The sequence below is a fragment of the Kutzneria sp. CA-103260 genome (assembly GCF_018263855.1).
GTDB lineage: Bacteria > Actinomycetota > Actinomycetes > Mycobacteriales > Pseudonocardiaceae > Kutzneria.
In genome coordinates this window covers 6,065,132-6,092,097 of sequence record NZ_CP073318.1, presented here as the reverse complement: position 1 = coordinate 6,092,097, position 26,966 = coordinate 6,065,132, and the positions used below count along the sequence as shown (strand labels likewise).

The 26,966-nt window shown below is 71.0% G+C and carries 25 protein-coding genes; 8 read left to right on the top strand and 17 right to left on the bottom strand.

The window, feature by feature from the left end; genetic code table 11:
* Positions 1 to 804 carry an NAD(P)-dependent oxidoreductase gene (locus JJ691_RS26630; protein ID WP_211762372.1) on the bottom strand — a complete coding sequence of 268 codons (804 nt, stop codon included), beginning with the start codon at positions 802 to 804 and terminating at the stop codon, positions 1 to 3.
* Between the two features lie 58 nt (positions 805 to 862).
* Here JJ691_RS26630 and JJ691_RS26625 point away from each other — a divergent pair, with 58 nt between their 5' ends.
* Together JJ691_RS26625 and JJ691_RS26620 are read left to right on the top strand one after the other, a co-directional pair.
* Positions 863 to 1,747: a LysR family transcriptional regulator gene (locus JJ691_RS26625; RefSeq protein ID WP_211762371.1), complete on the top strand. Its 885-nt coding sequence runs from the start codon at positions 863 to 865 to the stop codon at positions 1,745 to 1,747.
* 54 nt (positions 1,748 to 1,801) lie between these two features.
* On the top strand, positions 1,802 to 3,436 hold the full coding sequence (locus JJ691_RS26620) for a flavin monoamine oxidase family protein (protein ID WP_211762370.1): 1,635 nt from the start codon (positions 1,802 to 1,804) through the stop codon (positions 3,434 to 3,436).
* Here the strand turns inward: JJ691_RS26620 and JJ691_RS26615 are convergent.
* The 3 genes from JJ691_RS26615 to JJ691_RS26605 form a co-directional block, all read right to left on the bottom strand.
* A complete protein-coding gene (locus JJ691_RS26615) occupies positions 3,422 to 4,549 on the bottom strand; it encodes a glycosyltransferase (protein WP_211762369.1) in 1,128 nt (375 codons plus the stop codon). The two genes, JJ691_RS26620 and JJ691_RS26615, sit on opposite strands and share 15 nt — an antisense overlap.
* Before the next feature lie 114 nt (positions 4,550 to 4,663).
* Positions 4,664 to 5,926, bottom strand: coding sequence for an aspartate--tRNA(Asn) ligase (aspS, locus tag JJ691_RS26610; RefSeq protein WP_211762368.1), 1,263 nt, complete (start codon positions 5,924 to 5,926; stop codon positions 4,664 to 4,666).
* Positions 5,927 to 6,231: 305 nt separating this feature from the next.
* On the bottom strand, positions 6,232 to 6,684 hold the full coding sequence (locus JJ691_RS26605) for a MarR family winged helix-turn-helix transcriptional regulator (protein ID WP_211762367.1): 453 nt from the start codon (positions 6,682 to 6,684) through the stop codon (positions 6,232 to 6,234).
* 112 nt (positions 6,685 to 6,796) lie between these two features.
* On the opposite strand from JJ691_RS26605, the gene JJ691_RS26600 reads away from it, so the two are divergent.
* Positions 6,797 to 8,257 (top strand): aldehyde dehydrogenase family protein, encoded by a 1,461-nt coding sequence (locus JJ691_RS26600; protein ID WP_211762366.1) that lies wholly within the window; start codon positions 6,797 to 6,799, stop codon positions 8,255 to 8,257.
* A gap of 106 nt (positions 8,258 to 8,363) precedes the next feature.
* Entirely contained in the window at positions 8,364 to 9,101 is a 738-nt protein-coding gene (locus JJ691_RS26595; protein ID WP_211762365.1) for a DUF4097 family beta strand repeat-containing protein, read from the top strand.
* 88 nt (positions 9,102 to 9,189) lie between these two features.
* Here the strand turns inward: JJ691_RS26595 and JJ691_RS26590 are convergent, their stop codons facing one another.
* From JJ691_RS26590 to JJ691_RS26580, 3 genes are all read right to left on the bottom strand, one after another.
* Positions 9,190 to 12,783 (bottom strand): discoidin domain-containing protein, encoded by a 3,594-nt coding sequence (locus JJ691_RS26590; protein ID WP_211762364.1) that lies wholly within the window; start codon positions 12,781 to 12,783, stop codon positions 9,190 to 9,192.
* Between the two features lie 150 nt (positions 12,784 to 12,933).
* Positions 12,934 to 13,164: a hypothetical protein gene (locus JJ691_RS26585; protein WP_211762363.1), complete on the bottom strand. Its 231-nt coding sequence runs from the start codon at positions 13,162 to 13,164 to the stop codon at positions 12,934 to 12,936.
* A 51-nt stretch (positions 13,165 to 13,215) separates the two neighbouring features.
* Positions 13,216 to 14,004: a helix-turn-helix transcriptional regulator gene (locus JJ691_RS26580; RefSeq protein ID WP_211762362.1), complete on the bottom strand. Its 789-nt coding sequence runs from the start codon at positions 14,002 to 14,004 to the stop codon at positions 13,216 to 13,218.
* Between the two features lie 51 nt (positions 14,005 to 14,055).
* On the opposite strand from JJ691_RS26580, the gene JJ691_RS26575 reads away from it, so the two are divergent.
* Positions 14,056 to 14,757, top strand: a complete 702-nt coding sequence (locus tag JJ691_RS26575; protein WP_211762361.1) for an SDR family oxidoreductase — start codon at positions 14,056 to 14,058, stop codon at positions 14,755 to 14,757.
* Between the two features lie 52 nt (positions 14,758 to 14,809).
* Entirely contained in the window at positions 14,810 to 16,849 is a 2,040-nt protein-coding gene (locus tag JJ691_RS26570) for an oxidoreductase (RefSeq protein WP_249227027.1), read from the top strand.
* 7 nt (positions 16,850 to 16,856) lie between these two features.
* Here JJ691_RS26570 and JJ691_RS26565 read toward each other — a convergent pair whose 3' ends face one another.
* From JJ691_RS26565 to JJ691_RS26520, 10 genes are all read right to left on the bottom strand, one after another.
* Positions 16,857 to 17,495 (bottom strand): cytochrome b/b6 domain-containing protein, encoded by a 639-nt coding sequence (locus JJ691_RS26565; protein WP_211762360.1) that lies wholly within the window; start codon positions 17,493 to 17,495, stop codon positions 16,857 to 16,859.
* Positions 17,473 to 18,138: a molybdopterin-dependent oxidoreductase gene (locus tag JJ691_RS26560; RefSeq protein WP_211762359.1), complete on the bottom strand. Its 666-nt coding sequence runs from the start codon at positions 18,136 to 18,138 to the stop codon at positions 17,473 to 17,475. Before JJ691_RS26560 ends, JJ691_RS26565 begins: the two co-directional genes overlap by 23 nt.
* 72 nt (positions 18,139 to 18,210) lie before the next feature.
* On the bottom strand, positions 18,211 to 19,359 hold the full coding sequence (locus JJ691_RS26555) for a serine hydrolase domain-containing protein (RefSeq protein WP_211762358.1): 1,149 nt from the start codon (positions 19,357 to 19,359) through the stop codon (positions 18,211 to 18,213).
* Positions 19,360 to 19,480: 121 nt separating this feature from the next.
* On the bottom strand, positions 19,481 to 20,068 hold the full coding sequence (locus tag JJ691_RS26550; RefSeq protein ID WP_249227026.1) for a TetR/AcrR family transcriptional regulator: 588 nt from the start codon (positions 20,066 to 20,068) through the stop codon (positions 19,481 to 19,483).
* A gap of 31 nt (positions 20,069 to 20,099) precedes the next feature.
* Positions 20,100 to 21,134, bottom strand: a complete 1,035-nt coding sequence (locus JJ691_RS26545) for an amidohydrolase family protein (protein WP_249227025.1) — start codon at positions 21,132 to 21,134, stop codon at positions 20,100 to 20,102.
* Complete coding sequence (locus JJ691_RS26540; protein ID WP_211762357.1) at positions 21,131 to 21,919, bottom strand: methyltransferase domain-containing protein; 789 nt, start codon at positions 21,917 to 21,919, stop codon at positions 21,131 to 21,133. The genes JJ691_RS26545 and JJ691_RS26540 overlap by 4 nt, the downstream gene beginning before the upstream one ends.
* A complete protein-coding gene (locus JJ691_RS26535) occupies positions 21,912 to 23,000 on the bottom strand; it encodes a cupin domain-containing protein (protein WP_211762356.1) in 1,089 nt (362 codons plus the stop codon). The genes JJ691_RS26540 and JJ691_RS26535 overlap by 8 nt, the downstream gene beginning before the upstream one ends.
* Positions 23,001 to 23,072: 72 nt before the next feature.
* Positions 23,073 to 23,963 carry an oxygenase MpaB family protein gene (locus JJ691_RS26530; protein ID WP_211762355.1) on the bottom strand — a complete coding sequence of 297 codons (891 nt, stop codon included), beginning with the start codon at positions 23,961 to 23,963 and terminating at the stop codon, positions 23,073 to 23,075.
* A gap of 15 nt (positions 23,964 to 23,978) precedes the next feature.
* Positions 23,979 to 24,926 carry an LLM class flavin-dependent oxidoreductase gene (locus JJ691_RS26525; RefSeq protein WP_211762354.1) on the bottom strand — a complete coding sequence of 316 codons (948 nt, stop codon included), beginning with the start codon at positions 24,924 to 24,926 and terminating at the stop codon, positions 23,979 to 23,981.
* Entirely contained in the window at positions 24,923 to 25,435 is a 513-nt protein-coding gene (locus tag JJ691_RS26520) for a hypothetical protein (protein ID WP_211762353.1), read from the bottom strand. Before JJ691_RS26520 ends, JJ691_RS26525 begins: the two co-directional genes overlap by 4 nt.
* 263 nt (positions 25,436 to 25,698) lie before the next feature.
* Here JJ691_RS26520 and JJ691_RS26515 point away from each other — a divergent pair, with 263 nt between their 5' ends.
* Positions 25,699 to 26,034, top strand: coding sequence for a hypothetical protein (locus JJ691_RS26515; protein ID WP_211762352.1), 336 nt, complete (start codon positions 25,699 to 25,701; stop codon positions 26,032 to 26,034).
* A gap of 51 nt (positions 26,035 to 26,085) precedes the next feature.
* Complete coding sequence (locus tag JJ691_RS26510) at positions 26,086 to 26,907, top strand: hypothetical protein (RefSeq protein WP_249227024.1); 822 nt, start codon at positions 26,086 to 26,088, stop codon at positions 26,905 to 26,907.
* The last annotated feature ends 59 nt before the right edge of the window (positions 26,908 to 26,966 follow it).

Here is a 26,966-nt window from a genome sequence, read left to right as displayed (position 1 = left end):
CTACACGGCGGTATGCCGCAATTGCGCCACCACCTTGCCCAAGTCCTGCTCGGAGTCGGCCAGCCGCGTCAGCTGTTCGTGCACGGTGCGCGCCAACGGCAGCTCGGCCGACCCGGTGGCGAGCGCGACATCCTTGGCCGCCAAGCGAATCGGGTAGTGCACGCCCTCGGCGAAGGCCCGCGCCGTGACGCCACCGACCGGGCTGTTGCCCAGGGCGGCCCGGACCAGATCCTCGGGCAGGCCATAGGTGTCGGCGAGTTTCACGGCCTCCGCCACCGCCGTCACGCCGACGATCACCGCCGTGATGGCGACGATCTTCAACGCCGAGCCGGTACTTGGCCCGCCGCAGCGGGTGATCCGGCCGAACCGCTCCAGGACCGCCTGCACGGGCGTCGGATCGCCGCCGACGAACAGCACCAGCTCGCCGGCGGCGGCTCGATCGACACTGCCCAGCACCGGGGCGTCGATCGCGGTGATGCCCGCCGGCAACTTGGCCGCGACCTCGGCGAAGGCCTGCGGGCCGATGGAGGACATGTCGATCAGATGTGCGCCCGGCTTGAGGGCTGGGGCCATGGCGTCGACGACGGCGTGCACGGCCTCCGGATCGGCCAGCATCGTCACCACGACGTCGGCGTCCCGCACGGCTTCCGCCGGGGTGGAGGCGACCTTGGCACCGTCCTGGGCCAGCAGGTCCGCCTTCGCGGCGGTCCGGTTCCACACCGTCAGCTCGTGGCCGGCGGCCAGCAGGCGGTGGGCCATCGGCCGGCCCATCGAGCCCAGTCCCAGAAAGGCGATCTTTTCCATGGCGTCGACGCTACGATTGTCCCCGCGATGCCACCAGCGAATGTCTAGCATGACTGGCATGCCAGACGCGCATGAGTTGTCCAGCAGCCTGCTGCGGGTGTTCGTCGAGGTCGCGAGGCTCGGTTCGTTCACCGCGGCCGGCACGCGCCTGGGCTACACCCAGTCGGCGATCTCCCGGCAGATCTCCGCGCTGGAGGACGAGGCCGGCACCCCGCTGTTCGACCGGCTGCCGCGTGGCGTCCGGCCGACCGAGCCCGGCCGCCGCCTGCTCCTGCACGCAGAGGCGGTGCTGGACCGGCTGGAGGCGGCCCGCCGCGAGCTGGCCGACCTGCGCGAGCTGGCCACCGGCCGGCTGCGGATCGGCGCGTTCGCCACGGCCGACGTATCCCTGGTGCCGAAGGCGATCGCGGCCTTCCGGGCGGCTTATCCGGCGGTCGTGGTGACGCTGACCGAGGGCTACACGCCGGGCCTGGCCAAGCGTTTGCGGGCCGGCGAGCTGGACGTGGCGATCCTGTCCGGCGACGGCCCGTTCGACGGTCTCGACCTGCGCAAGCTGTGCGATGACCCGATGCTGGTGGCGCTGCCGGCCGGGCACCGGCTGGCCCGGCGGCGCCGGGTGCGGCTGGTCGACCTGGCCGAGGAGCAGTGGATCGCCGGCAGCGACCGGTCCGAGGACACCCTGATCAGCTCCTGTCTGGAACACGGCTTCCGGCCGCGGATCGGCTTCGTGGCCCGGGACTGGCTGGCCAAGCAGGGCCTCGTCGCGGCGGGCGTGGGCATCACGCTGATCCCGGGCATCGCGGCCGAGTCGGTGCGGCCGGACATCAGCGTCGTGCGGCTGCATCCGGACGAGGTGCCGGTGCGGGCCGTGCACGCGGCGACCCCGGCCGGAGTGGCGCTGTCTCCTGCGACTCGCGCGTTCCTGGGCATGGTTAACGACTGATTTCGTTGCAAGAATTCGTTGACAGTACTGATTCAGTTGGTGTTTGCTCCCGGCATGCCGCGTACGGAGATGTTCCGGTTCCTGCGTCGAGTCGCCGCCGACCACACCGCCGCCGCGCGGCTGGGCCTGCCGGTTGCCGAGTTCCAAGAGGCGCGGGCGGCCCGTGCCGCCGGCACGTTGGGTCGGCGAGACGTGCTCAAGATATTCGGCGCCACCGCCGCCGTGCTGGGCGCGGCGAGCGTCTTACGCGCACCGAAGGCGGCCGCGGTCCCGCGGATCGACACCAAGGCGCGGATTGCTGTCATCGGCGCCGGCATCGCCGGCCTCAACGCGGCACTCGCCCTGGCCGACGCCGGCGTGCGCTGCACCGTCTACGAGGCCAACGACCGGGTCGGCGGCCGGATGTTCTCCGAGCGTCACTACTGGAACGGCGGCCAGGTCACCGAGTATGGCGGCGAGCTGATCGACACCGACCACACCGTGATCCGGGACCTGTGCAAGCGGTTCGGCATCGGCCTCACCGACATCCACGCCGCCGAACCGGCCGGCAGCGAGGACGTCCTGTTCTACGAGGGCCGCTACCGTTCGCACGCCGAGTTCACCGCCGAGTTCCAGCCGGTCTACAAGGCGTTGCAGGACGACATCGCCAAGGCCGGCCCGGACGCGCCGGCCTGGAACTCCTCAACCCCGGAAGGCGTCGCGCTGAGCCGGATGAGCGTGCAGGAGTGGATCGCCACCCGGGTGCCCGGCGGCCACTCCACCTGGTTCGGCCGCTTCCTCGACGACGCCTACGTGGTCGAGTACGGCCGGGACAGCGGCCAGCAGACCGCGGTCAACCTCGCGTACCTGATGATCGACCAGGAGAACCTGGACGAGCCGTCGATCTGGGGCGCGTCCGACGAGCGCTACCACATCACCGGCGGCAACCAGACCCTGCCCGAAGCCATCGCCGCCACGTTACCTAGCGGCACCGTGCAGCACGGGCATCGGCTGGAAGCCTTGGTGCGCAACGGAGACGGCACCCAGACCCTGCACTTCGACACCGGCGCCGTCCGCGTCGACCACACCATTCTCACCGTGCCGCTCGGCGTGCTCCAGCGTCTCGACCTCACCCGCGCTGGCTTCGATCCGCGCATGCGGGGCGCGATTTCCACGCTGGAGATGGGGTTCTGCACCAAGCTGCACATGCAGTTCACCTCCCGGCCATGGGTCGGCCGTGGGCCGTGGCCCGGCATTGCCAACGGGATCAGCTTTGCCGACACCGGTTATCAGCAGGTGTGGGACGCCACCACCGGGCAGCCGGGACGGCCGGGCATCGCCATCCAGTACGGCGGCGGCAGCGGGGCCCTGAGCTTCCAGCCGTCGACGCCGTTCTCCAACGCCTCCTCGTCCTCTGTGCGGGCCGCCGTGCGGACGAAGCTCGCCCAGTTCGGCGTGGTGGTTCCCGGGATCAGTAGCGCCTACGCAAGCAAGGCCACCCTCGCTGCGTGGCACAAGAATCCTTACACCTACGGCGCCTACAGTTGCTACCCCGTCGACTACTGCCACCGCTACGCCGGCTACGAGGGCACCCGCCAGGGCAACGTCCACATCGCCGGCGAGCACACCTCCGTGGACTCCCAGGGTTATATGAACGGCGGCGCGGAATCCGGGGCCCGCGCCGCCGCCGAACTGCTATCGCTGCTCTAGCACCATCTTCGCCGCCACCGTGGTCCCATCGGTGCGGATCGTGCTGGCCACCTCCTCGGCCCGCACGGCCGTCTCCGGGGCCAGGGCAGTGGCCAGCGCGGCCGAGAAGGACTCGTAGGTCGGCGCGGCACCGTCGTGCGCGGCCCCGATGCCCAACTCGGCCACCCGGGCGGCGAACTGGGGCTGGTCGCCGATCTGCGGCACGACCACCTGCGGCGCGCCGGCCCGGGCGGTCGTGGTCGTGGTGCCGGCCCCGCCGTGATGGACGACGGCTGCGACTCGTGGGAACAGGGCCTGCTGGTTGACGTCGCCCACGACAAAGCAGTCGTCGTCGGCAGCGTCCAGTTCGGCCCAGCCCCGGGCGAGCACCACCCGCCGCCCCTGGGCCCGCGCGGCCTCGACGGCGATCCGGCCAAGGTCCGGCGCGGCGTGCAGGTGCATGCTGCCGAAGCCCACGTACACCGGCGGCTCACCGGCGTCGAGGAATTCCGCCAGCCCGTCAGGCAGCGGGCGGTCGTCGGGCAGGATCCACGCCCCCGTCTGCACGACATCGAGCGCCGTGACACCTTGCCACGGGCTGAGCACCGGATCCGCCGCCAGCCACGGCCGGTCGGTGAACACGTGATCACGCACGTTGTCCACCGGCGGTAGGCCGAGCGCGGCCAGGTGGGTGTTGAGCGGTTCCTGGTAGAAGGCGTTGATCCGCGCGACATCCTGCTGCCACACAGCCTTCTGCAGCCCGTACAGCTGGTAGCTCGCGAACACGTAGCGAATGCCCAGCTGCTCCGCGACCGTGCGGGCCCCGGCCGGCATCAGGCCGGCGGCCACGATCGCGTCGCTGCCCTCCGCCACCTTCGCCAGCGTGTCGAACCGTTCGTCGACCAGGCCCGCCGCGAGCCGGAACGGGTCCGGCTTCGCAGCGGACATCAGCTCCCGCACCGACGGCCCGAGCGGCACATGCGGCACGCCGGCGCGGGCCATCAGCGCCACGAACTCCTCGTCCGGCGGCGCGCACACCGTCGCCTCCGCCCCGAGCTCCCGCAGCCGCGCTGCGAGCGCCACCACCGGCTCCACATCGCCGCGCGAGCCGTACGCCGTCACCGTGACATGCATGGTGAATCCCCCCATTTCCGCTGGTACAGGTCGTCCGGCGGGCAATGATGAGGCATCACCGGGGCCTTGCCGCAAGGCCCCCGGTCGGCTATATCTTGAAGTGGGGAGAAGGCACTACGGCGTCAGTCGGTGCAGGTCTCGTGGGAACAGCGTGGTCTGCCGGATGTTGGCCACGCCCAGCAGGCGGGCCGTCCAGCGCTCCAGACCGATCGCGAAACCGCCGTGCGGCGGCATTCCGTGGGCGAACACCTCCAAGTAGCTCTGGTACGCCTCCGGTGACTCGCCACGTTGTTCGAGTGCGGCAAGGTAGTCGGCGTGCCGGTGCAGGCGCTGTCCGCCGGTGACGAGCTCCAACCCCCGGAACAGCAGGTCGAAACTGTTGCTGTACTTGGGGTTTCCCGGTTCGGGTTGGGTGTAGAACGGCCGTTTGGCCATCGGATACCCGGTGACGAACAGGAACTCCGAGCCGTGCTCCCGCAGCGCCCACTCCGACAGGAACCGCTCGTCGGTCGGGGCCAGGTCGACCTCGTCCTTGCCGCCCAACAACTGCCGCGCCTCGGCGAAGTGGATCGACGGAATCTCCGCCGGCACCTCGGGCAACTCGGCCCCCAACAGGGACACGGCGGATTCCCGGGAGGCGGCCCGCTCCAGCATGCCGGCGATGGCGTGCCGCAGCACGGCCATCACGTCCCGGTGGTCGGCGATGAAGCCGATCTCGGCGTCGAGGCTGGTGTACTGGGCCAGGTGTCGGGCGGTGTCGTGCGGCTCGGCCCGGAACACCGGGCCCACCTCGTACACCCGCTCGAACACGCCGACCATGGCCTGCTTGAAGAACTGCGGGGACTGGGCCAGGAACGCCCTGCGCCCGAAGTAGTCGATGCCGAACACGGTGGCCCCGGACTCGGTGGCCGAGCCGACGATCTTCGGCGTGTGGATCTCGGTGCAGCCGATGCCGTCCAGCGCGGCGCGGAACCCGGCGACCGACGCCGCCGCGATCTCGAACTGGGCCCGCAGCCTGGGATGCCGCAGCGTGACCGGCGCACTGTCCAAAATGGTCGGCAGGGTGGCGGAAACCGTGGGCCGGTACAGGTCGAAGGGCGGCGGCGTGACCGCTTCGCCGAGCACGACCAGCACCGGCTCGGTGAGTTCGGCCCCGCCCGGGGCCTTCGGGTTGGCGGTGACCAGGCCGGTCACCTCGACGACGGTCTCCTCGGTCGGCGCGGGCCCGGACATGACCACCTGGGCCAGCCCGGACCGGTCCCGCACGATCGCGAACGTCACGGATTTCAGCTCACGGCCGCGGTGCACCCAGCCGGCGACGCGCACGCGTTCGCCGATGTGGGCGGGAAGTTCCGCGGCCAGTACTCGGGCGATCATCGCCACTCCAGTGGTCGAGTCGACCCCTTGGGAGTGCGGGCGAGAAGGGAAACTCGCGGTGCCACCGCACTTTCGTCCCCACCTGGGGACCTCTGCGACCCGATCACGGGGGCCGGCCGGCGGGGCCCTTCGTTCGATGTCACTGCTCCCCGCACCGCACTCGGGAGTGTCTTCACCGTGGGAACGCGAGTCCGCCTTCGCAGCTGCCGGCGGCTCTCTCCGACCCGCGTCGATCCCGGCTACTTGTCTCCGTCATCGTGTTGCGGCCCAGCGTATCCCGGGACACCGGCCGACGCCTCCGGATTTCAGACGACCCGGTCGCGCAGGTTCTCGTGCAGCGCGGCGACGCCGTCGGCCAGTGCGTCGAACTGCTCGCGGCTCATGCCGTCCACGAACAGCTCCCGCACCAGCGCGGCGTGGCCGGGGGCGGCCTCCCGCAGCTTCTGCCAGCCCTGCTCGGTCAGCACCGCCACGATGCCGCGCTCGTCGCTCGGGCAGCCCTGCCGTTCCACCAGGCCGGCCTTTGCCAGCTGGCCGACCTGGTAGGTCAGGCCGCTCTTGGACGTCACCGCCACACCGGCCAGCTCGGTCATGCGCAGCCGCCCCTCGGGGGCCTCGGCCAGTCGGGCCAACACCTCGAACTGCGGGTGGGACAGTCCGGAGTCCTGCTTGAGCTGCTGGTCGAGGAGCCGGTTGAGGACGGCCCCGGTGAGCAGGAACTGCTTCCAGGCGGTCAGTTCCCGTTGGTCGAGCCACATGACCACATAGTACGAATTCAAACCTTCCATGGCTTGACGCCGGCCGTCGACCGGGCCAGACTGCTGTGCGTATCGCGAATTGCCGTGCGCAGAGCGAACATCGGAGTGGGTTGTGACGATCAAGCGAGACCTGGTCATCGGCGGCGAGGACGTCCCGGCGCTGGACGGCCGCACGACAGAGGATCTCAACCCGTACACCGGCGAGGTGTACGCGGTGGTGGCCGCCGGCGGCGCGGCCGACGTCACCCGCGCGGTGGACGCGGCGCAGCAGGCGTTCCCGGCCTGGTCGGCGACCTCCCCGGCGGCCCGCCGCCGGATCTTCCTCAAGGCCGCCGACCTGATGGAGGCCAAGGCCGAGCAGGGCGTGGCGCTGATGGCCGAGGAGGTCGGCGGCGTCGCCGGCTGGGCCCACTTCAACGTCGGCCTGGCCGCCGGCATCCTGCGTGACGCGGCCGCCGCGATCGGGCAGCCGGTCGGCGAGGTGCTGTCCACCGAGACCGAGGGGCAGCTCTCGCTGGCGCTGCGGGAGCCGCTCGGCGTGGTGGCGGCCTTCGCGCCCTGGAACGCCCCGCTCATCCTGGGCACCCGCGCGCTGGCCGTGCCGCTCGCGGTCGGCAACACCGTGGTGGTCAAGCCCAGCGAGGACGCCCCCATCGCCTGCGGCCTGTTCATCGCCGACGTCCTGCGCGAGGCCGGGCTGCCGGCCGGCGTGCTCAACGTCGTCACCAACGCGCCGGCCGACGCCGCCGACGTGGCCCGCACGCTGATCGCCGACAAGCGGGTCCGGGCGGTCAACTTCACCGGCTCCACCCGGGTCGGGCGCATCATCGGCACCACCGCCGCCGAGCACATCAAGCCGGCCGTGCTGGAGCTGGGCGGCAAGAACGCGCTGCTGGTGCTGGACGACGCCGACATCGACTACGCGGTCGCCGCGGCCAACTTCGGCGCGTTCAACAACGCCGGCCAAATCTGCATGTCCACCGACCGCGTGCTGGTGCACCGGTCGGTCGCCGCCGAGTTCACCGAGAAGCTGGCGGCCAAGGCCGCGTCCCTGCCGCACGGCGACCCGACCGACCCCGGCACCGTGATCGGGCCGCTGGTCAGCGCCGGCGCCGCCCGCCGCGTCGCCGAGCTGGTGGCCGAGGCGGCTGCGGCCGGCGCCTCGGTACGGGCCGGCGGCGGCGCGGCCGACGGCTCCCGCTACCCGGCCACCGTGCTCGCCGACGTCACCCCGGACATGCGGATCTTCACCGAGGAGATCTTCGGCCCGGCGGTCACCGTGACCGCCGTCGACGACGACGAGCAGGCCCTGGAGATCGCCAACAACACCGACTACGGCCTCACCGCCGGCGTGATCACCGAGGACTCCCGGCGCGGCCTGGCGCTGGCCCGGCGGCTGCGCACCGGCATCGTGCACGTCAACAACCAGACCGTGGACGACGAGCCGCAGGTGCCGTTCGGCGGCGTGAAGTCCAGCGGCTACGGCCGGTTCGGCGGCCGCTGGGGCGTGGAGGCGTTCACCGCCACCCGCTGGGTCACCGTCGCCGGCCAGCACAACGGCTATCCCTTCTAGGTGGGCTTTTCCCTACCAGAAACCTCAGGGTTGTACCCGATGCGCAGCCGCGTCGGGCCCCGATACCGTGCTGCGGAGCAGAAGGATCGTTCGGGGGAGTGACAACATGCGCAACTGGGGTATCGGCGTGCTGGTGGTGGCCGCGGCCTGTGCCGTCGGCGGCTGCGGCAACCTGGCCACCCTGCTGCCGCCGCAGTCGGTCAGCGACACCAAGGCGCTGGACCAGTCGATCACGTCGATCAAGCTGGACACCCACGCCGGTGATGTGAGCGTGCAAGGGCAGGCTGGGCTCACCAAGACCACCGTGGTGCGGACCATCAAGTACACCACCGGGCCGGCCCCGACTCAGGACACCTACCACGTCGACGGTGGGGTGCTGACGCTGTCCGGCGACTGCGGCTCCAACTGCTCCATCGACTACCAGGTGACCGCCCCGGCCGGGCTGCCGATCAGCGGCCAGGCCACCGCCGGCGACATCACCCTGGCCAAGGTCGGGGCCGTCGACGTCGGCGCCACCTCCGGTGACGTCGAACTGACCGACGTCACCGGCACCGTGAAGGCCAAGACCACCAACGGCAATGTCACCGGCTCCGGCCTCAAGAGCGGCACCGTGCAGGCCAACACCACCAGCGGCAGCGTCAACCTCACCCTGGCCGAGGCCGCCGACGTCAGCGCCCACACCACCAACGGCCAGATCCGGCTGGCCGTCCCGGGCGACAGCTACCGGGTGTCCACCGACACCCACAACGGCGACCGCAAGATCCGCGTCGCCGACGACCCGGCCGGCAAGCACAGCCTCGACCTGACCACCGACAACGGCGACATCCGCGTCGACCACGCCTAACCCGCGAGTCCCGCTCTCAGGCAACTGAATGTCGAGTTCCGGAACTCGACACATGCTTGCTCGAGAGCGGGACTCGCGAGATCAGCGGCTACGACAGGGTTGTCGGCACGTTGTAGCCCTCGACGAGGAGCCGGGGGTGCGACACGGACTTCCGGGGCGTCACGGTGACGGTCTTGCTCTCGCCCGGCAGCAGCCAGAAGTAGTTGTCGCCGTACAGGGTGGGCAGCACGCGGTCCTTGCCGTTGCTCTCCCGCAGCGACAGCCGAACCATGGCCGCCACCGTCTTGCCGGTGTTCTTGACGACGGCGCTGTACGCGGAGCCGTCCGGCCGCAGCGACACGGAGACGCTGGTCGCCGCCACCTGGTTCAGGGACCGCATGTCGGTGTCGGCGCGGTAGCGCCAGTACGTGTTCTCGGACAGCAGGCCGCCCTTGCTGTCGGTCATCCGCAGCCGCAGCAGGTGCAGCGCCGGCAGCGAGTCGCCGAACGCCACGGTGAAGGCCTGGCTCACCGAGGAGGCGGCGATGTCGACCTGCTGGGTCTGCGCGGCGCCGATGGCCTTGCCGGTCAGGTCGTACAGCTGGGCCGTCACGGTCGCCCCGGACACGGCCGCCGGCGTGTGGTTGACGGCGCTGACCTGCCAGGTCGCCAGGCTGGCCTGCACGTGGTGCGGTTCGCAGCCCTTGCGGGAGCCGTAGTAGCTGCCGTTGACGTCCAGGTCGTAGTCGTAGGTCTGCCACACGGTGCTGTGCCAGGCCGGGTGCGACATCCACAGCAGCACACCGCGGGCGTCGTTCCACAGCAGGGCGTTCCACGCCTCGAAGATGGCGCGCATGCTCTCGTAGTTGACGAACTGGGCCTTGCGGCAGAACTCCTCCAGCCCGCTCGACGGCGCCAGTCGCGCGTCGATCGCCGCCAGATAGGTCTGCGGGGACTGGTTGCCCTGCGACGACCAGTCGTGCAGGTACCACGGCGCGCCGATCGGCCAGCCGGGGTCGCCCGCGCCGACCAGGTTGCGCATGCTCTCCACCACCGACACGGTGGGGATGCCGATCTCGCTCCAGAAGCCGTGCTTGCCGCCGGTCGCCTCGCCGGTGAAGTACTGCTTGGGGTCCAGCCACCGGTACGGGCCGTCGCCGCTGATCACGCCGCCGGCCGAGTTGCTCTGGTACATCAGGTCGGTGTTGCCGGTGACGATGTCGCGCAGCGGGCCGTCGATGGCGTCCGGCGGGGTGCCCTCGTTGCAGCCGAAGAACACCACCATGCAGGCGTGGTGCCGGTAGCGCAGCACGGTGTCCTTGGCCTGGGCCAGGAAGATGTCGTGGTTGGCCGGGTCGGTGGAGAAGCCGTCCCAGAACTCGTTCCACACCAGGATGCCGTTACGGTCGGCCGCCGCGAACAGCTCCTCCCGGTAGCTGCAGCCGATCCAGTTGCGGATCAGGGTGAAGTTCATGTCCCGGTGCATCGCCACGACCGACTCGGTGCGCTCGGCCGGCATGCGGCGCAGCAGTTCGTCCCAGCCCCAGGCGCCGCCGCGGATGAACACCTTGACTCCGTTGACAAAAACCGTCATCGGCACCGGCGAGTTGTCCACCGACTTCACATCGGTCCAGGTCTTGCCGTCGGCCGAGACCTGGACCTTGAACGTGGCCGCGTAGGCCTGTTCCCAGGTCAGCACGAACCGGTCGAAGGTCTGCGTGGAGCCGAGGTCGACAGTGATGTACTCGTTGTCGTTGTACGCCGACGACCACCGCGTGTTCGGATTGCCGTCGACCGCGTTCGGCGCCGGGTTGCCGTCGTCGGAGGAGGCGGTGGCCGTCTTGTTCAGCGCCAGGTCGGTGGTCGGCGCGGCGCTGTTGACCACGGACAGCGTCCACAGCGAGATGCCCCAGCCGGTGGCCCGCTTGCCGCCCTGCACCCGCACGTACTGGGCCTGCTGCACCGGGAAGTCGACGGTTTGCTCGGCGCGGTCGTTCTGGATGGTGATCGGCAGGCCGTAGTCGTAGCCGATCTTGCGGATGCCGAAGCTGAGGGACCGCTTGTCGCTGGCCTGGCCGCCGACGGTCGCGGTGAGCTGGAGGTCGTGCAGGTTCGGGTCGCCGTAACCGTTGGGCCACCACAGCTTCGGGTTGGCCAGCTTCAGCTGCGGGTAGGCGGTGGGGTCGAACTTGACGTCGGCCTGCTGGCCGGCGGCGACGGTGACCGTGGCGCTCAGTTTGACGTTGTCGAAGGCCGCGGCCACGGTGATCTGCTGCGAGCTGGCCGAGGCGTTGCGCACCGGCACCGTGATCGTCAGCTCGGCGGCGCTCAGGTCGGGCAGCTTCGGCAGCACGGTGTCGATGCGGGCGTCGCCCAGCACCGCCGCGCCGGTGGAGCGCAGCCGCACGTGGTCCCAGATGCCGGATACCCGGTCCCGGACCGCGGGCATCCAGTCCCAGCCGGACGCGGCCACCAGGGTGGGGGAGTTGGCGAAGATGCCGCCGCCGGCGTCCACAAAGGACTGACCGGCCGGGCCCTTGTCGCCGGGGCTGCCGGGGAACGGGATGGGGGAGACCTTCACCGCCAGCGCCTGGTCGCCGCCGCGGCGCAGCGCGTTCGTGACGTCGAAGGCGGCCCGGCCGAAGGGGTGCGACAGGGTGCCGACCGACTTGCCGTTCAGCCACACGTCGGCCTGGTTGTTGACGCCGTCGAACTCCAGCCAGACGAACCGGCCCGCGCCGGTGTCCAGGCCCGACGGCACGGCGAAGGTGCGGCGGTACCACCAGGCGTGGCGGCTCAGCGCCTCCGGGATGACCATGTTGTTCATGCCGGACACCGGGTCCGGGAAGTGGCCCTGCTCGACCAACGAGGCCAGCACCGTGCCCGGCACGGTCGCCGGCACCCAGCTGTCGGTGTTCACCGCCGGGCCGGACAGCGCCGCGCCGTCCTGGCTCGGCGCGAAGTCGTCCATTGTCAGCACCCAGCCGGACTCCACCGGCACCGTGCCGTCGGCCGCCACCCGCAGCGCCGGCGGCGTGCGGTGCTGTGCGGGCCAGTTGGTCCAGCCAGTCACCTGCGGGCGGTTCGCCTTGGTGCTGCCGTACACCTGAAAACCGTTGAGCCCCAACGGGTTTGACGTGGAGCGGGCGAAGGAGGTGAACCGCACCCAGCGCGCCGTCGCCGTCGTCGACAGCGGGATCGTGTTCACCGCGCCCGCGCCGGAACCCGTGCTGTAGACCGTGGTCCACACCTCGCCGTCGGTCGACACGTCCAGCGCGTACGACGTCGAGTAGCTGGTCAGGATCTCCAGGCCGGTGGTCTGGTTGCGGGACTTGCTGAAGTCGAAGGCCGGGTCGCCGGGCCTGGCGTCGAAGGTCAGCACGATCTTGCTGATCTGGCACTGGCCCTGCAGGTCCACCACCATCCACTGCGGATCGCCCTGGGTCGCCCGCCAGCCCGAGCCGCGCAGGCCGACCTGGGCCACGCCGTCCACCGCGAACGAGCCCGGCGTCGCCGCGTAGTCCGTGGAGGAGACCGTCACCGGGCGGAACAGCGCCAGGTCCGACGGCGCCGAGGCGTCGGTGCTGTCGGTCGCCGCGGCCGCCTCGGCCGGCAGTGCCGCCGCCAGTCCGAACCCCGCGAGCAGAGTGACCCCGGTTGACAGGAATCCCCTTCTCGACACCCCGTCTGCCTCGTGCGCCATGCCCGTCTCCCGATCCCGTCGCTACGTTGACAACGTTGCCAAGACCCTGCTGGAGGGCCATCACAGTGTCAAGAAGACAAGCAAGACAGGAAATCCGGCCATCGACAACGTTGTCTAAATGGCCGGATCCGAGCGACCGGACGACCGGTCTCAGCCCGCCGCGACCGGCTGCGGCCGGTGCGGGAAGTGCTTCACGATCTCGGCCATCCACGCTGCCGGGTGGGTGGCCGTCGTCGCGCCGCCGGACTGGGCCCGCGCCTTGTCGATGCCCTCGATCAGCGCCGCGGTGGCGGTCTTCGTGTTGTAGCGCTCCTCGATCCACTGCCGGCCGGCGCGGCGGACCTCGTCCTGGCCGGATGAGCACCACTCGGTCCCGAACACCTTGGGGGCAGAGACCCGCCCGAACGGTCAGGACGGGCGGGCAGCGCCTCGTCAGACGAGGGAACGGAACAGGCGGGCGGTGGCGGTGCCGGGATCGGCGGTGATGAACACGACCTGCTGGTCGTCGTCGGGCACGGTGAGGATGTCGCAGTTGAGACGCAGCGGCCCATGGGTGGGGTGATCGAGGGTCTTGCTGCGGTGCCCGGGGGTGCGGACCGGATTGGTGTCCCAGATGTGGCGGAACTCTTCGCTGGACCGGAGATCGGCGAGCAGACGGGACAGGCGGGGATCATCGGGGTAGCGGGCGGCGGCGGCCCGCAGGCGGGCGACGGCGATCTCGCCGAACTCCTCCGCGCCGGAGGTCCGGGCCCGATCGGGGGTGAGAAAGCGGCGGCGGGCCAGGTTGGCGTCGCTGGACAGGTCGCCGAGCAGGGCCGCGGCCAGGGGGTTCCAGGCGATGATCTCGTACGTCGCGTCGGTGACGACGGCACCGGCCTCGGGGATGCGGCGCAGCAGGTCGGCGACGTAGGGGCGGACCTGGCGGGCGGGTCCGGGCGGCGCGGCGGGGGTGGTGTCGGCGAGCCGGAACAGGTGGCGGCGCTCGGCCGGAGGCAGGCGGAGCGCGTCGGCGATGGAGTCGAGGATGCGCGGCGACGGCCGCGGCCCACGGGCTTGTTCGAGCCGGGCGTAGTAGTCGACGGACATGGTGGCCAGGCCGGCGACCTCCTCGCGGCGCAGGCCGGGCGTGCGGCGGCGGCCGCCGATCGGCAGCCCGACGTCGGCGGGCCGCAGACCGCGGCGGCGGTCGCGCAGGAACCGGGCCAGTTCTTCCCTCGGCATGGTATCGATTGTGCCTGGTTACGGCCCGACGCTGCCGGCATCGTCGAGGGCATGACGCAATCCACGGCACTGGTGACCGGCGCCAACAAGGGCATCGGCAAGGAGATCGCCCGGCAGCTGGCCGCCCACGGTCTGACCGTCCACCTCGGTTCGCGGGACGCGGAGCGGGGCAAGCGGGCGGTCGAGGAGATCGGCGGCGACACCCGGCTGCTCGTGCTGGACGTGATCGACGAGCACAGCATCGCCGCCGCGGCGGCCCAGGTCGACACGCTCGACGTGCTGGTGAACAACGCCGGCATCCTGGTCGACGGGGCCAAGCCGGACGAGGCCGACATCGACAGCTTCCGCCGCACCTACGAGACGAACGTGTTCGGGGTGCTGGCGGTGACCAACGCCTTCCTGCCGGCGCTGCGCCGGTCCGCGCATCCCCGCATCGTCAACATCTCCAGCGGCACCGGCTCGCTGGCCTGGAGCACGGACGGGCAGTTCGCCTCGGCCGGTTCGGGGGCCGCGTATCGGTCGTCGAAGACGGCGCTGAACGCGCTGACCGTGTTCTACGCGCAGGCGCTGGACGGCTTCAAGGTCAACGCCTTGGCCCCCGGACTGCGGCGGACGGATCTCAACGCGCGGGCCGCGGCGGCCGACGGCGATCCGGCTGAGGCCGCCGCGGGCGCGGTGCGGCTGGCGCTGCTGCCCGACGACGGCCCCACCGGCGAGTTCGTGTCCTGGGACGGCTCGCCGGCCCCCTGGTGATCACGGCGTAGGGGGGCTGCCCGATCGGAACCCGATATGGCACGGTGGCGTCGTGGCCTACGACGTGCTGTTCGAGCCGGTGCCGATCGGGCCGGTCGTCGCCCGCAACCGGTTCTTCCAGGTGCCGCACTGCAATGGCATGGGCTATCGGGATCCGTCGGCCGAGGCGGCGATGCGCGGCGTGAAGGCCGAGGGCGGCTGGGCGGTGGTGTGCACCGAGGAGACGGAGATCGACCCGTCCAGCGACCTGACGCCGTCGATCGAGCTGCGGCTGTGGGACGATCGGGACGTGCCGGCGGTGGCCCGGATCGCCGACCGGATCCACGAACACGGGGCCCTGGCCGGTATCGAGCTCGTCCACAATGGACCGCACGCGGCCAACCTGGCCAGCCGGATCCCGCCGATGGGGCCGAGCGCGCTGCCGGTGGTGGGCAGCAACCATCCCGTGCAGGCGCGGGCGATGACCCTGGCCGACATCGCCGCCCTGCGGGAGATGCACCGCGCGGCGGTCCGCCGGGCGCTGTCGGCCGGCTATGACCTGATCTACGTCTACGCCGGGCACGGGTATTGTCTGCTGGAGCACTTCCTTTCACCGCAACACAATCAACGCTCCGACAGCTATGGCGGCAGCCTGCGGAACCGGGCCCGGCTGCTGCGCGAGGTGCTGACCGACACCCGTGAGTTGTGTGCCGGCCGGGCGGCAGTGGCGTGTCGACTGGGCGTGGGCGGCGGGGCTGAGGAGACGGCGCTGTCGGTGGCCGAGACCCGGGAGGTCGTGCACGAACTCCGTGACCTGCCGGATCTGTGGGACTTCGTGGCCGGGCCGTGGTCGGCGGACTCCAACACCTCCCGGTTCGGGCCGGAGGGCGAGCATGAACAGGCCGTCCGGGGGCTGAAGTCGTTGACCGACAAGCCGGTTGTCGGTGTCGGCCGGTTCACCTCGCCGGACGCCATGGTCCGCCAGATCCGTGCCGGCGTGCTGGACTTCATCGGCGCCGCCCGGCCGTCGATCGCCGATCCGTTCCTGCCGGCCAAGATCCGGGACGGGCGGCTGGACGAGATCCGGGAGTGTATCGGCTGCAACATCTGCGTGTCCGGGGACCACACGCAGTCGCCGATCCGCTGCACCCAGAACCCCAGCATGGGCGAGGAATGGCGGCGGGGTTGGCACCCGGAGCGATTACGTCCCAAGGGATCCGATACCAGCGTGCTGGTCGTCGGCGCCGGTCCCGCTGGTCTGGAAGCGGCGATGTCGTTGGGGCGTCGGGGATATCGGGTCACGGTGACCGAGCGTTCCCGGGTGCTCGGCGGTCGGGTCCGGCGCGAGGCCGCTTTGCCGGGGTTGGCGGCGTGGCTGCGGGTCGCCGACCACCGGGCGGCGATCATCGACAAGCTCGACACCGTCGACATCTACTTCGAGAGCACCATGACCGCCTCCGACGTGCTCGAACACGGCTTCTCCCACGTGGCCGTCGCCACCGGCTCGCGCTGGCGCTCCGACGGCGTCGGCCGGGCCCATCCCCTTGGCCTGCCAATCGATCCCGCCGCCCAGGTGCTCACCCCCGACGACATCATGGCCGGCTCACGCCCGCGTGGCCGTCGAGTCCTGGTCTACGACGACGACCACTACTACCTCGGCGCGGTCCTCGCCGAGCTGCTGGCCCTTGAAGGCTTCGCCGTCGAGCTCGTCACTCCCGCCCCCAGCGTGTCCGAGTGGACCGCCAACACCATGGAGCTCACCAAGATCCGCCGCCGCGTGATCGAGGCCGGCATCACCGTCACGACCAACCGGGCCCTGGTGTCGCTGGCCCCGGATTCCGTCCGCACCGCCTGCGTCTTCACCGGCTCCGAACTCGACCACCCCGGCGACGCCGTCCTGCTGCTCACCGCCCGTCTCCCCGTCGACTCCTTATGTCAGGACCTGCTTGCCCGCCAAGGGGAGTGGGACCAGCTGCGCTCCGTCCGCGCCATCGGCGACGCTTTCGCCCCCAGCACCATCGCCGCCGCCGTGTGGTCCGGCCGCGAGTACGCCGAAACCCTGGACGCTTTGCCCGATCCGTTCCGGCGTGAGATCACCGGCCTCGATCATTGACCTGACGCTACCCGAGCCAGTTCGGGTGTTCCTCCCGTGCCCAGGACAGGCGGACCTGTCCGGTGCGCATGCCCTCCCGGGCCAGCGGATCGCGCTGGGCCAGCCGGATATGGCCCAGCAGCACCGCCCCGATGGCCAGTGCGAGCCAGTCGTGCACAAAAATGGCGCTGGTGCGGGGAATCCACGGCAACAACCCGCCGAACCACATCAGCAGCCCGGTGAACAGCATCACCGGCACCGCACCCGCGATCCATGCCGCGTACAGCTTCTGGCCCGCATTGAACTTGCCGGCCGGCCGCTCCTTGATACGCCTCACCGCGCGCCGCAGCCACTCCCCGTCGTACTTGGCGAACCGGTTGAGCCGCCCCAGATCCGCCCGGAAAGACGCCGAGAACAGCCCCAGCAGCGTCGGCACCGGCAGCAGGACGCCCGAGAACTCGTGCACCGTGACCACAAGCAGCCGCCGGCCCACCAGTTCGGCCAGCGGCGGGAAGTACAGGCAGGCCGCCGTGGCCACGCACAACAACATCAGCCACCCGGTGGTCCGGTGCACCAGCCGCTGCACCCGCCCGAACCGGTGCACCCGCTCCTCGGGCCGGGCCAGGTCGGACTGCTCGACGCCCTCAGAGCCAACCGTCGACGGCATAGCCGTAGTCCTCCCAATAGCCGGGCTTCACCGCGTCGGTGACCGTGATGCCGGACAACCACTTCGCCGACTTGTAGAAGTACATCGGCGCGACGTACAGCCGGACCGGGCCGCCGCGTTCGTGGGTGAGCGGCTGGTCCTGCAACTTCAGTGCCACCAGCACATCCGGGCGGCGGGCCTGCTCCAGCGTGAGGCTTTCGGTGTACAGGCCGTCGAAACAGGTGAACCTGATCGCCGCGGCTTCCTTTCTCACGCCGGCGGCGTCGAGCAGGGTGGACAACGGAACGCCGGTGAAGGCGGCGTTCTCCACCTTCCAGCCGTCCGTGCACTGCACGTCGTGCACGACTCGTCGTTGCGGTAGGGCCGCCAGCTCCGCGAGGGTGAAGGTGCGGGGCCGATCCACCAGGCCGTCGATGGTCAGGCGGTAGTTGGCCTCGTTCTTCACCGGCACCGACGCGGTGACGCTGTAGTAACGGAAGCCGCCACCGTTGGGCAGCAGTTCCGTCACCCCGATCGGATCGGCGTCCAGCACCTTCTGCCACCCGCCCTGCAACACCGGCGCGGCCGCGATGCCCGCCGCCCCGGCCGCCAGCATGCCCAGCAGCACCCGCCGCCCGATCGGCTTGCCCTCGTCTTCGCTCACGACATGGAGCTTAGGCGCACCGGTTAGAACGGTGCGCATTGGTGGGGGAGGTTGGCGGGATCCGTGGGCCGGCTACCGGTGCCGCGCGGCCGCGCTCAGGGCGCGCAGGATGCGGGCGTGGTCGGTGTCGGCCTGCGGCGGGAAGAGGAAGCGCCGGCGGAGGAAGGCATAGGACAGCTCATTCCGCGGATCGACGAGGGACTGCTGCCCGCCGGCGCCGCTGTGGCCGAACGCTCCCTGGCCGAGCGAGGGGTAGAGCTCGGAGACGGCGTGAAAGCCGACGGCCCAGGCCTTGTGCTGGCGCAGCACCAGGTCCCAGCCGGCGTACTGGATCTGTCCGAACGCGGCGACGGTGTCGGGGGTGAGCAGCGGGGCCGCGCCGTCGACGGGACTGACGAGTGCGGCGTAGACCTTGGCCAGGTCACGGGCGGTGCCGATGCCGCCGAACGAGGTCGGCCCGGCGGAGCGGATGGCGGGCAGGTTGGGCAGCTCCCAGACCTCGTGGTTGTCCGGGTGGTGACGGTTGAAGGCGATGCCGCTGAGGCTGTTCGGGGCGGTCGAGACCGCCGCGAGGGCCTGGAGCCGTTCCGGGGTGGCGAGCATCGGCTGCGCCGGCAGGAAGCGGTGGTCGTGCTCGGCCGGCAGGCCGAAGTGCAGGTCCAGCTGGTAGGGATTGCTCAGGCGGGTGGTCACGAGATTCGCCACGGTCTGGCCGGTGGCGCGACGGATCACCTCCGCGCTCAGGGCTGCCATGACCAGGGCGTGGTAGCCCGACGCGGTTCCTGGGCGCCAGTAGGGGCGTTGGGCGGCGAGCCGTTCGGCGACCAGCGCGTCGTCGGCCAGTTCCGCCATGGTGAATCCCGCATCGGCCCCGACCAGCCCGGCCTGGTGTGACAGCAGCTCGCGCAGCAGGATCTCGCCCTTGCCTTCGACGCCGAACTCGGGCCAGTAGTGGCTGACCCGCTGGTCCAGGTCCAGCACTCCGTCCTGCACGAGCAGGGCCACGATCAGGTGTGTGATCCCCTTGCTGGCGGAGTAGATGCCCAGCAGCGAGTCGCGTTCGGTGTCCGCGCCGGCCCACAGGTCGACCACCAGCTCGCCACGGTGGTAGGCGGCGACCTGGGCCGACAGGTCGGTGCCCTCCGCGGCCAGGATCGCCGCGAACTCGGTGCGCACGGCCTCGAATCCGCTCGCGACGGTGCCCTGCACGGTGTTTGTCATCGCTGCCCCTCCCGGAGGTGCCGAGCCCGGCGGCCCGGTGCTGATCACGACGCTAACCCAGTTAGTAACCAGTGGCCACTAATTAGCGTGTGAGGCGGCTGACACGGCACTCGAGTGCTGGCTACGGGCGGGGCACGCCGGGCGCGCGGGCCGGCAGCCCGCGCAGGAGGACGTCGAGGAACAGCTCGAAGCTGGCGACGCCCGGTCCGACGTCCAGCGGGTTCTCGGCCGAGGCGAGCCAGCCGACCACGCAGGTGATGAAGATGTGCCAGCTCTGCTGCGCGAGCTCGTCGTCGACCTCGGCGGCCCGGAAGATGTCGACGACCGTGCTCCTGAGGACACCGATGGAGTGGTCGCTGTGGCGGTGCGGTCGGGAGAGGTGCGTCGCGAACCCGGGCAGGGCCAGGAACTCGTCGTGCATGGCCCACGAGACAGCCGTGAGCCGGGCCGCCCAGTCCCCGCTCGGCACGGCGCGAGCTGCGACCGCGCCCACGATGCGTTCGACCAGCACTTCACTGACGAGGTCGAACAGCTCGTCACGGTTCTTGACCCAGCGGTAGAGGGCGCCGTGCGTGACCCCCAGGCGAGTCGCGAGCTCGCGCATGGTCAACGTGTCGACGTTCTCGGCCGACGCCACCGCCTCGACGATCCGGTCCCGGCTGATCTGCGCCGGGCGGCCCGGCCGGCGGCCACTGGCCTGTCCCACCACGGGACGACCTTACGACACCGGCCTCGACGGTTCAGCGGACGCGGCGGCCACGCAGGATGACGGCGGAAGGCTGGTCCAGCACGGACAAGTCGGTGCGGGGATCGCGGGGATAGACGACGGCGTCGGCGGGGGAGCCGGGGGTGAGGCCGCCGAGGCCGAGGTAGGCACGGGCGGACCAGGAAGCGGCGGCGAGGGCGTCGTGGGGGCGCAGGCCGGCGGCGACGAGGGCGCGGATCTCCTCGACGATGCCGCCATGGGGACGGGAATCGGTGCCGGCGAGAACGGTGACGCCGGCTTCGACGGCCATGGCGGCCAACCGGCCATGGACCTCAGCACCGCCGAGGTACCAGTCGCGGCGGGGACTGGGGTCGGCGGCGCGGGCGCGCGGGAGGTCGGACTCGATGACGGAGAGGGTGGGCGTGAGCACGCTGCCCTGGGCGGCCATGGTGGGTAGCACCGAAGGGTCGAGGCACATGCCGTGTTCGACTGAGTCGACGCCCGCGGCGACGGCGGCGAGACCGCCGGCGGCCTGCTGGGTGTGGGCGGCGACGCGGCCGCCGACGGCGTGCACGGCATCGACGACGGTGCGGAGCACGGCCACCGGCACGGGCTCGTCGTCGATGCCCCAATCGGTGATGATCTTCGCCCAGCCGGTGCGGGCGGCCTGGGCGGCGGCGACGGCGGGCAGCTCGGCGTGCTCGACCCGACGGCCCCAGCCGTCGAAGAACTGGCCGTGCTGGGCCAGCCACGGACCGGCGTGCCAGGCCCGCGGCACGTCGGCATCCTGGCCGAACCACGAGGGCGGCTCACCGGCGATGCCGGGCGCGCGGATGAGGGTGACGCCGGCATCGACATGGCGGTGCAGGTCCTCGCGCAGCAGCGCTTCGTCCAGCGGATCGCCGGGCTTCTCCGCGCCGGGATGGGTGTGCGCGTCGACCAGGCCGGGCAGGAGCCAGCCCTCGATCAGCTCGGCCCCGGGCGCGGGATCAGTGGTCCACCGGTCGCCGTCGGCGTAGAGGTCGACGACCTCGCCGGCCGGCAACGCGTTGCCGCGGACGCGGATCACGCCGTCCGCCGTGCGGTGAGCAGCAACATCCCGGCGGGGCTGCGCAGGTCGACGAGGTCGAGGCCGGCGGCGGTGAGCCAGGAGACGAGCTCGGTGGTGGTGAACGAGCGGACGCCGAAGGTTTCCTCCTGCTGGCGCTGGAAATGCCGATAGGTGGGGCGGTCGGAGCGGCGGTAGGTGAAGGCGGTGAACACGCCGCCCGGACGTAGGCAGCGGCCGACCTCGCGCAGCACGTTGCGGGGCTCGGGCAGCAACTGCAAGGCGTTGGAGCAGTTGACGCCGCCGAGCGAGCCGGTGGCGAACGGGAGGCGGAGCGCGGTGCCGCGGACCACGCGCACACCGGGCACGCCGGCCCGGATCGTCTCGATCATCGGGACGCTCAGGTCCAGCCCCACGACCCGGTCCAGTCCCAGATGGTCGACCAGGGTGCGAGTCCACCGTCCGGCGCCGCAGGCCAGATCCAGCAGGGGCACGTCGGCCAGCGACAGGTGGGCCCGGAGGTAGTCGTCCTCGGCTTCCGGCGTGAGGGCGTTCTCCCAGTTGTCGCCCATGATCTGGAGGAACGAGATCCGGGTGTGCCGCTCGTACCGGGGCACGTGCAGCGGGTCCTGGAGCATGAACATGCCGAGCCCGCCGTTCGGACCCCGGGCTGCCGGCCCGAGATCCAGGTAGCCGCCGGCATCCGGGTAGGGGTGCCCGCAACTGGTGCACTCGACGCCGTCGGCGGTCGCGGCCAGGGTGCCGAGGCAGTCGGGGCAGGCGAGGATGTCGATGAGGTCAGACACGTGCGTTCCGTTCCACGTAGTGGTCGGCGCGGGCGCCCATGAAGGCGAGGATGGCCGTGGTCTCGGCGTCCCAGATGGCCTGCACGGTGGCGGCGTCCCAGGCGCCGGACTCGCGCCACTGACGGTCGGTTTCCTGTTCCTCGGCACTGAGTTCCCACAGGGCAGGGGTGGGCCAGGAGCGGCCGATCAGGTCCGGGGAGACGGTGGCGAGGCAGCGCTCCAGGCGCTGGAAGTCCTCGGGCGGCAGATCCCGGAGCAGGTCCAGCAACGCGGCGGAGTGCTCACGGAAGTGGGCGCCGAGATAGGCCAGGGCCAAGGCGACAGTGGCGGGCAGGGAAGGCCCGAGCGAGGCGAGGATCTCGGGGATGCGCGGGGAAACGGCCTCCGCCCGGGATTCGGCGAGGATGCCGAGCAGAATGAGCGCCCGAGCATGGCCGGGATCATCGGGAATCCGTTGGGCCGCAACAACAAGGCCGTCGATGACATCGGCCGGCACCGGAGTCGGGCCGGCGACCAGGTGGGCGAGGTAGCGGTAGGAGTCGGCCGTGCCGACGGAGGTGGCGAGCAGGTGCAGGTGCCGGGCCCGCTCGGCGGGATCGTCACGGAAGACCGTGGCGCCACGGAAAGCCGATTCCGCGGCCATGACGGCGGGATCGGTGTGGGTCTGCACGTCCTCGGCCGAGGGCAGGCGTTCCTCGGCGGCGGGCGAGCTGACGACCTGGAACATCTCCTCGAAGCCGCCGGGGGTGATCAGCATGAGGTAGTGGGCCCGCTCGGAGATCACCTCGAAGCGGTGTGCCTGGTGGCGGGGCAGGAAAGCGGATTCTCCGGCCCGGAGCACGCCCGAGCGCTCGCCGACGGTGTACTCGAGTTCCCCGTCCAGCACGACCAGGGTCTCGTCCTCACGGGAATGCACGTGCGGCGGCGTGGCATAGCCCCGCCGGGCCCGCTGCTCGACGACGCTCAGGGCGCCGTCGGTGTCGCCAGCGGTGACCCGGACCGACATCAGACCGCCGAGGTGCCACAGCTGTCGTGGCAGCTCGGAGGTGCGCCGGGCCAGCAGACCGGGTGGGATCGACATGGCGCCAACCCTAGCGACTGGTCGGCAACGGCAAAGCGGTTTGGCGTCGAAGGGGCAGTCCACACAGGACGGTCAGAGGCCGATCTGCTCGATCCGGTACCCGTCGGGATAGCTGGGCGTCTCCAGTTTGTCCTGGTAGAGGGGTGTTTGCCGGACGGGCAGCCAGCGCACTACCCGACCGCGGGCCTTGAACGCAAGCCGGGCGGCGAGGGTGGCCGCGGGGGCAACCGGTCCGACGCCCAGCGCGGCCCGCAGGCGGTCGTCGAGCAGGGCGTTGGCCAGGGTGTCGGCGAACCGTCGGCCGGCCGGCACGAGCGGACGGGGCAGCCACGCGGCGAACAACTCGGTGAGCTGGGCCCGGGTCGCGTCCCATTGCCGCTGGTTCTCGACGGTGTAGGCGAAATGCTCCCGTTCGTACGCGTCGAACCACGCCTCGAACTCCGGCAGCGTCGGCGGCACGTCCCGGACGCCCATGAGCCGGCCCATCTCCTGGTAGAACCGGAACATCGCGGTGCGCTCGTGGCAGCAGACCGGCCGCCAGGCATAGGCGTCGAGCCAACGCAGCGACGGGATGACGAAGGTGCCGAGCACGTAGACGAACTGGTGGTTGGGGATCCGCCACGGCTGCCCGTCGGTGCTCACGCGACGGCTGGCGGCGGCGTGCACGCGGCGCATCTGCCGCACGGCGGCCAGACCGCGCTCGTGCTCGAGGCCGAAGCGGATCGCCTCGAAGAGCAGGATGCCGGTGTTGTCCAGCCGCCGCTGGGTGTGCGCGGTCATCCGGCCGGTGCGGTCGAGCAGCGCGCTGATGCCGGGCACCGCGAAGTTGCGGTAGAAGCCCAGCTGGATGCCCATGGTCAGGTCCCACGGGAACTCCAGCAGCGCCATGTCCCGGTAGATGCGGTGGTAGTCGCGGTCCGGGTCGAGCCGGCGGAACTCCCGCAGCCGGTCGTAGCGCCCCATCGCCAGCCTCCCGAGTCAGGGCCGGATCTTGCTGACCAGCTCGTACGACCGCCGCCGCGCCGCGTGGTCGTGCACCGGCGTGGTCAGCATGAGCTCCGTCGTGCCGGTCTCGTCCACCACAGCCTGCAACAGCGGGCGCACGGTGTCGGGGGAGCCGACCAGCGCGCCACCCGAACGGACGGCGATCTCCTGCCGATCCTCGTCGCGGTAGGGGTACGCCGCCGCGTCGGCGGCGCTGGGCAGCTGGATGCGTCGTCCCCGCACCCGGCTCAACACCTTCAACCGGGTCGAACCGGCCAGGTATTCGGCTTCCGCGTCGGTGTCGGCGACGATCACCGAGACGCTGACCAGCGTCTGGGCCCCTCGGCACCGGCCCAGCGCCGAGGCGGCGTTGTCCGGCCTGAGGTGGTGGGCGAAGGCGTAGCCGAGGCCGAGCGACCCGGCCAGTTCGGCGCTGTGGCCGCTGGATCCGAGCAGCCACACCGACGGCTTGTTGCCGACGGCCGGCACCGCGCGGACCCGGTCGTCGCCAGGCCTGAAGTACCCCAACAACTCCCTGACCTGGTCCTCGAAGCTCTTGGCGGTCCGCTCGCGCTCGCTGCGTACGGCGTCGACGGCCGGCTGCGGGCCGCCTGGGGCACGGCCGAGGCCGAGGTCGATCCGCCCGGGATGGAACGCCTCCAGCGTGCCGAACTGCTCGGCGACGACGATCGGCGCGTGGTTGGGCAGCAGTACGCCGCCGGCCCCGACCCGGATCCGCTCGGTGGCGGCGGCGATCCGGCCGACCACGACCGCCGGCGCGGAGCTGGCGACGCCCCGCATGCCGTGGTGCTCGGGCACCCAGTACCGGTGAAAGCCCAGCTCCTCGGCCAGCAGGGCCAGGTCCAGCGTGTGCCGCAGCGCCTCCCGTGCGGTGCTGCCCTGCACGATCGGGGACGTGTCCAGCACGGACAGGCGGGTCACGCCTTGTGGTCGTCGATGACGGTCAGCGCCTTGGCCAGGGCCCGCATCATCGAGGCCTGCTCCCGGGCGGTGCGGGCGTTGACCATGCCGCGGTGGGTCATCTTGGTCACGCCGGAGTCGCGCATGGCCTGCTGGAGTTCCTGGGTGGCGGCACGCAGCTCGTCCTGGGCGGCCTGGTTGGTGGCCACCGTTCTGGCCAGCCGCTCGGCCTGCTCGGTGAGCTCCCGGTCGACGTCGGCCGGGATCTCGGTGTCGGTGAAGTAGCCGACCTGGACCTCGAAGAACGAGGCGATGGCCTGCAGGGTGCGCAGCGTGGGGTTCTGCTTGACGCCGCGGCGCAGCTCGGACAGGTGCGACTCGGACAGCTCGAAGCCGTTGGCCTTGCAGCCGGTGACCACCTCGCGGTTGGTGTACGCGCGTTCCGGCTCCTCGGCCGGCCGTCGCACGTCGAACAGGCGGTTGAGCCGATCGCTCAGCGTCGTGGAGGTCTGCTCGCGATCGCTGCTCATGTCTTCGTCTCCCCGGCTTGGCGTTGCCGAACCAGCATGCCACGTCGTTGGCATGTGAAACCAGCGTCAGCCGGGTGGTTGGTGAATCTGATTCACTTCATTCCAGCGTAGCGAAACGGCTCGAAGGTGGGGTACGGTTTCGCTAGAGCGACGAAGCCATCGTCGCCGGGGTGAGTGTGCAGTGCGGGGGAGTGGGGTCGTTCCGGCGCTCTAGGGGTGCGCCGGACCGGCCACTCATACCGCCATGGGGTATCGTCGGCGGGGTGAGGACGAGTGCGCGGCTGCTGACGCTGGTCGCCGTGCTCGTCGGCGTTTTCGCCATGCACGGCCTGGCGACGCGGGACTGCTCCGGCGTCGCGATGTCGTCGATGGCGGCGCACGCGGCCCCCGGCATGGACATGGGCTCCGGCCACGGCGGCGTGTGCGTGTTCACCGCTCCGTCCCGTGACCAGGCTCCGGTGCTCGCCCTGGTGCTGCTGGCTGTCGCCGTCCTGCTGACGGCCCTGTGGCGGCCGATGTTGGTGCCTGGCCCTCGTCGCCGCGGCCCGCCGCTGTTCGGCGCCGGACTTCTGACCATGGTGTGTGTCGCCCGGACCTGACAGGCGCTCGCGTTGAGCCGTCCTGTTCACATATCCCGGAAAGACAACGCCATGTTCGTTCGTGCCCTGGCGGCTGTTGCCGCCGTGGGGCTGCTGGCCGCTGCCTGCGGCAGTGCCCCCGCCAGCATGCCGATGTCCCCGACCACCTCGCCGTCCTCGATGTCCATGCCCGGCATGGCCATGGGTGACGGCCTGGCCGCCGAGTCCGGCGGCTACACGTTCTCGCCGGCGTCCACCACGGTGTCCGGCCCGTTCACGTTCCGGATCCTCGGGCCCGACGGCAAGGCCGTCACCGAGTTCGAGCCCGAGCAGACCAAGCTCATGCACTTCTACCTCGTGCGCTCCGACCTGACCGGGTTCCAGCACGTGCACCCGACGATGGCCGCCGACGGCACCTGGACCGCCCCGCTCACCGCCGCCCAGCCCGGCGACTACCGGGTCTACGCCCAGTTCGTCGTCAAGGGCACCGACGAGGTGCTCAGCCAGGCCGTCACCGTTCCCGGCGCCGCGACCACGTCCGCCTTGGCTGCGCCCAGCGCAACCACCGAGGTGGATGGCTACACCCTCACCCTCAGCGGCGAAAAGCCGATGGCCGGCATGAGCCACCAGTTGACCGTCAGTGTCGCCCGGGACGGCCTGCCTGTCAGCGACCTCCAGCCGTACCTCGACACCTATGCGCACGTGAGCGCCTTCCACGCCGGTGATCTCGCCTTCGCCCACCTGCACCCGCAGGGCGAGGTCTCCGGCGACCACGGCGGCCCGCAGCTCACCTTCGAGGCCATGCTGCCCAAGCCCGGCAACTGGCGCCTGTACATCCAGTTCCAGACCGCCGGCGTGCTCCACACCGCCGCCATGACGGTCGCCGTGAGCTGACGAGAATCATGAAGGGCCCCTTCCTGACGTTCATCGTCAGGAAGGGGCCCTTCATGACG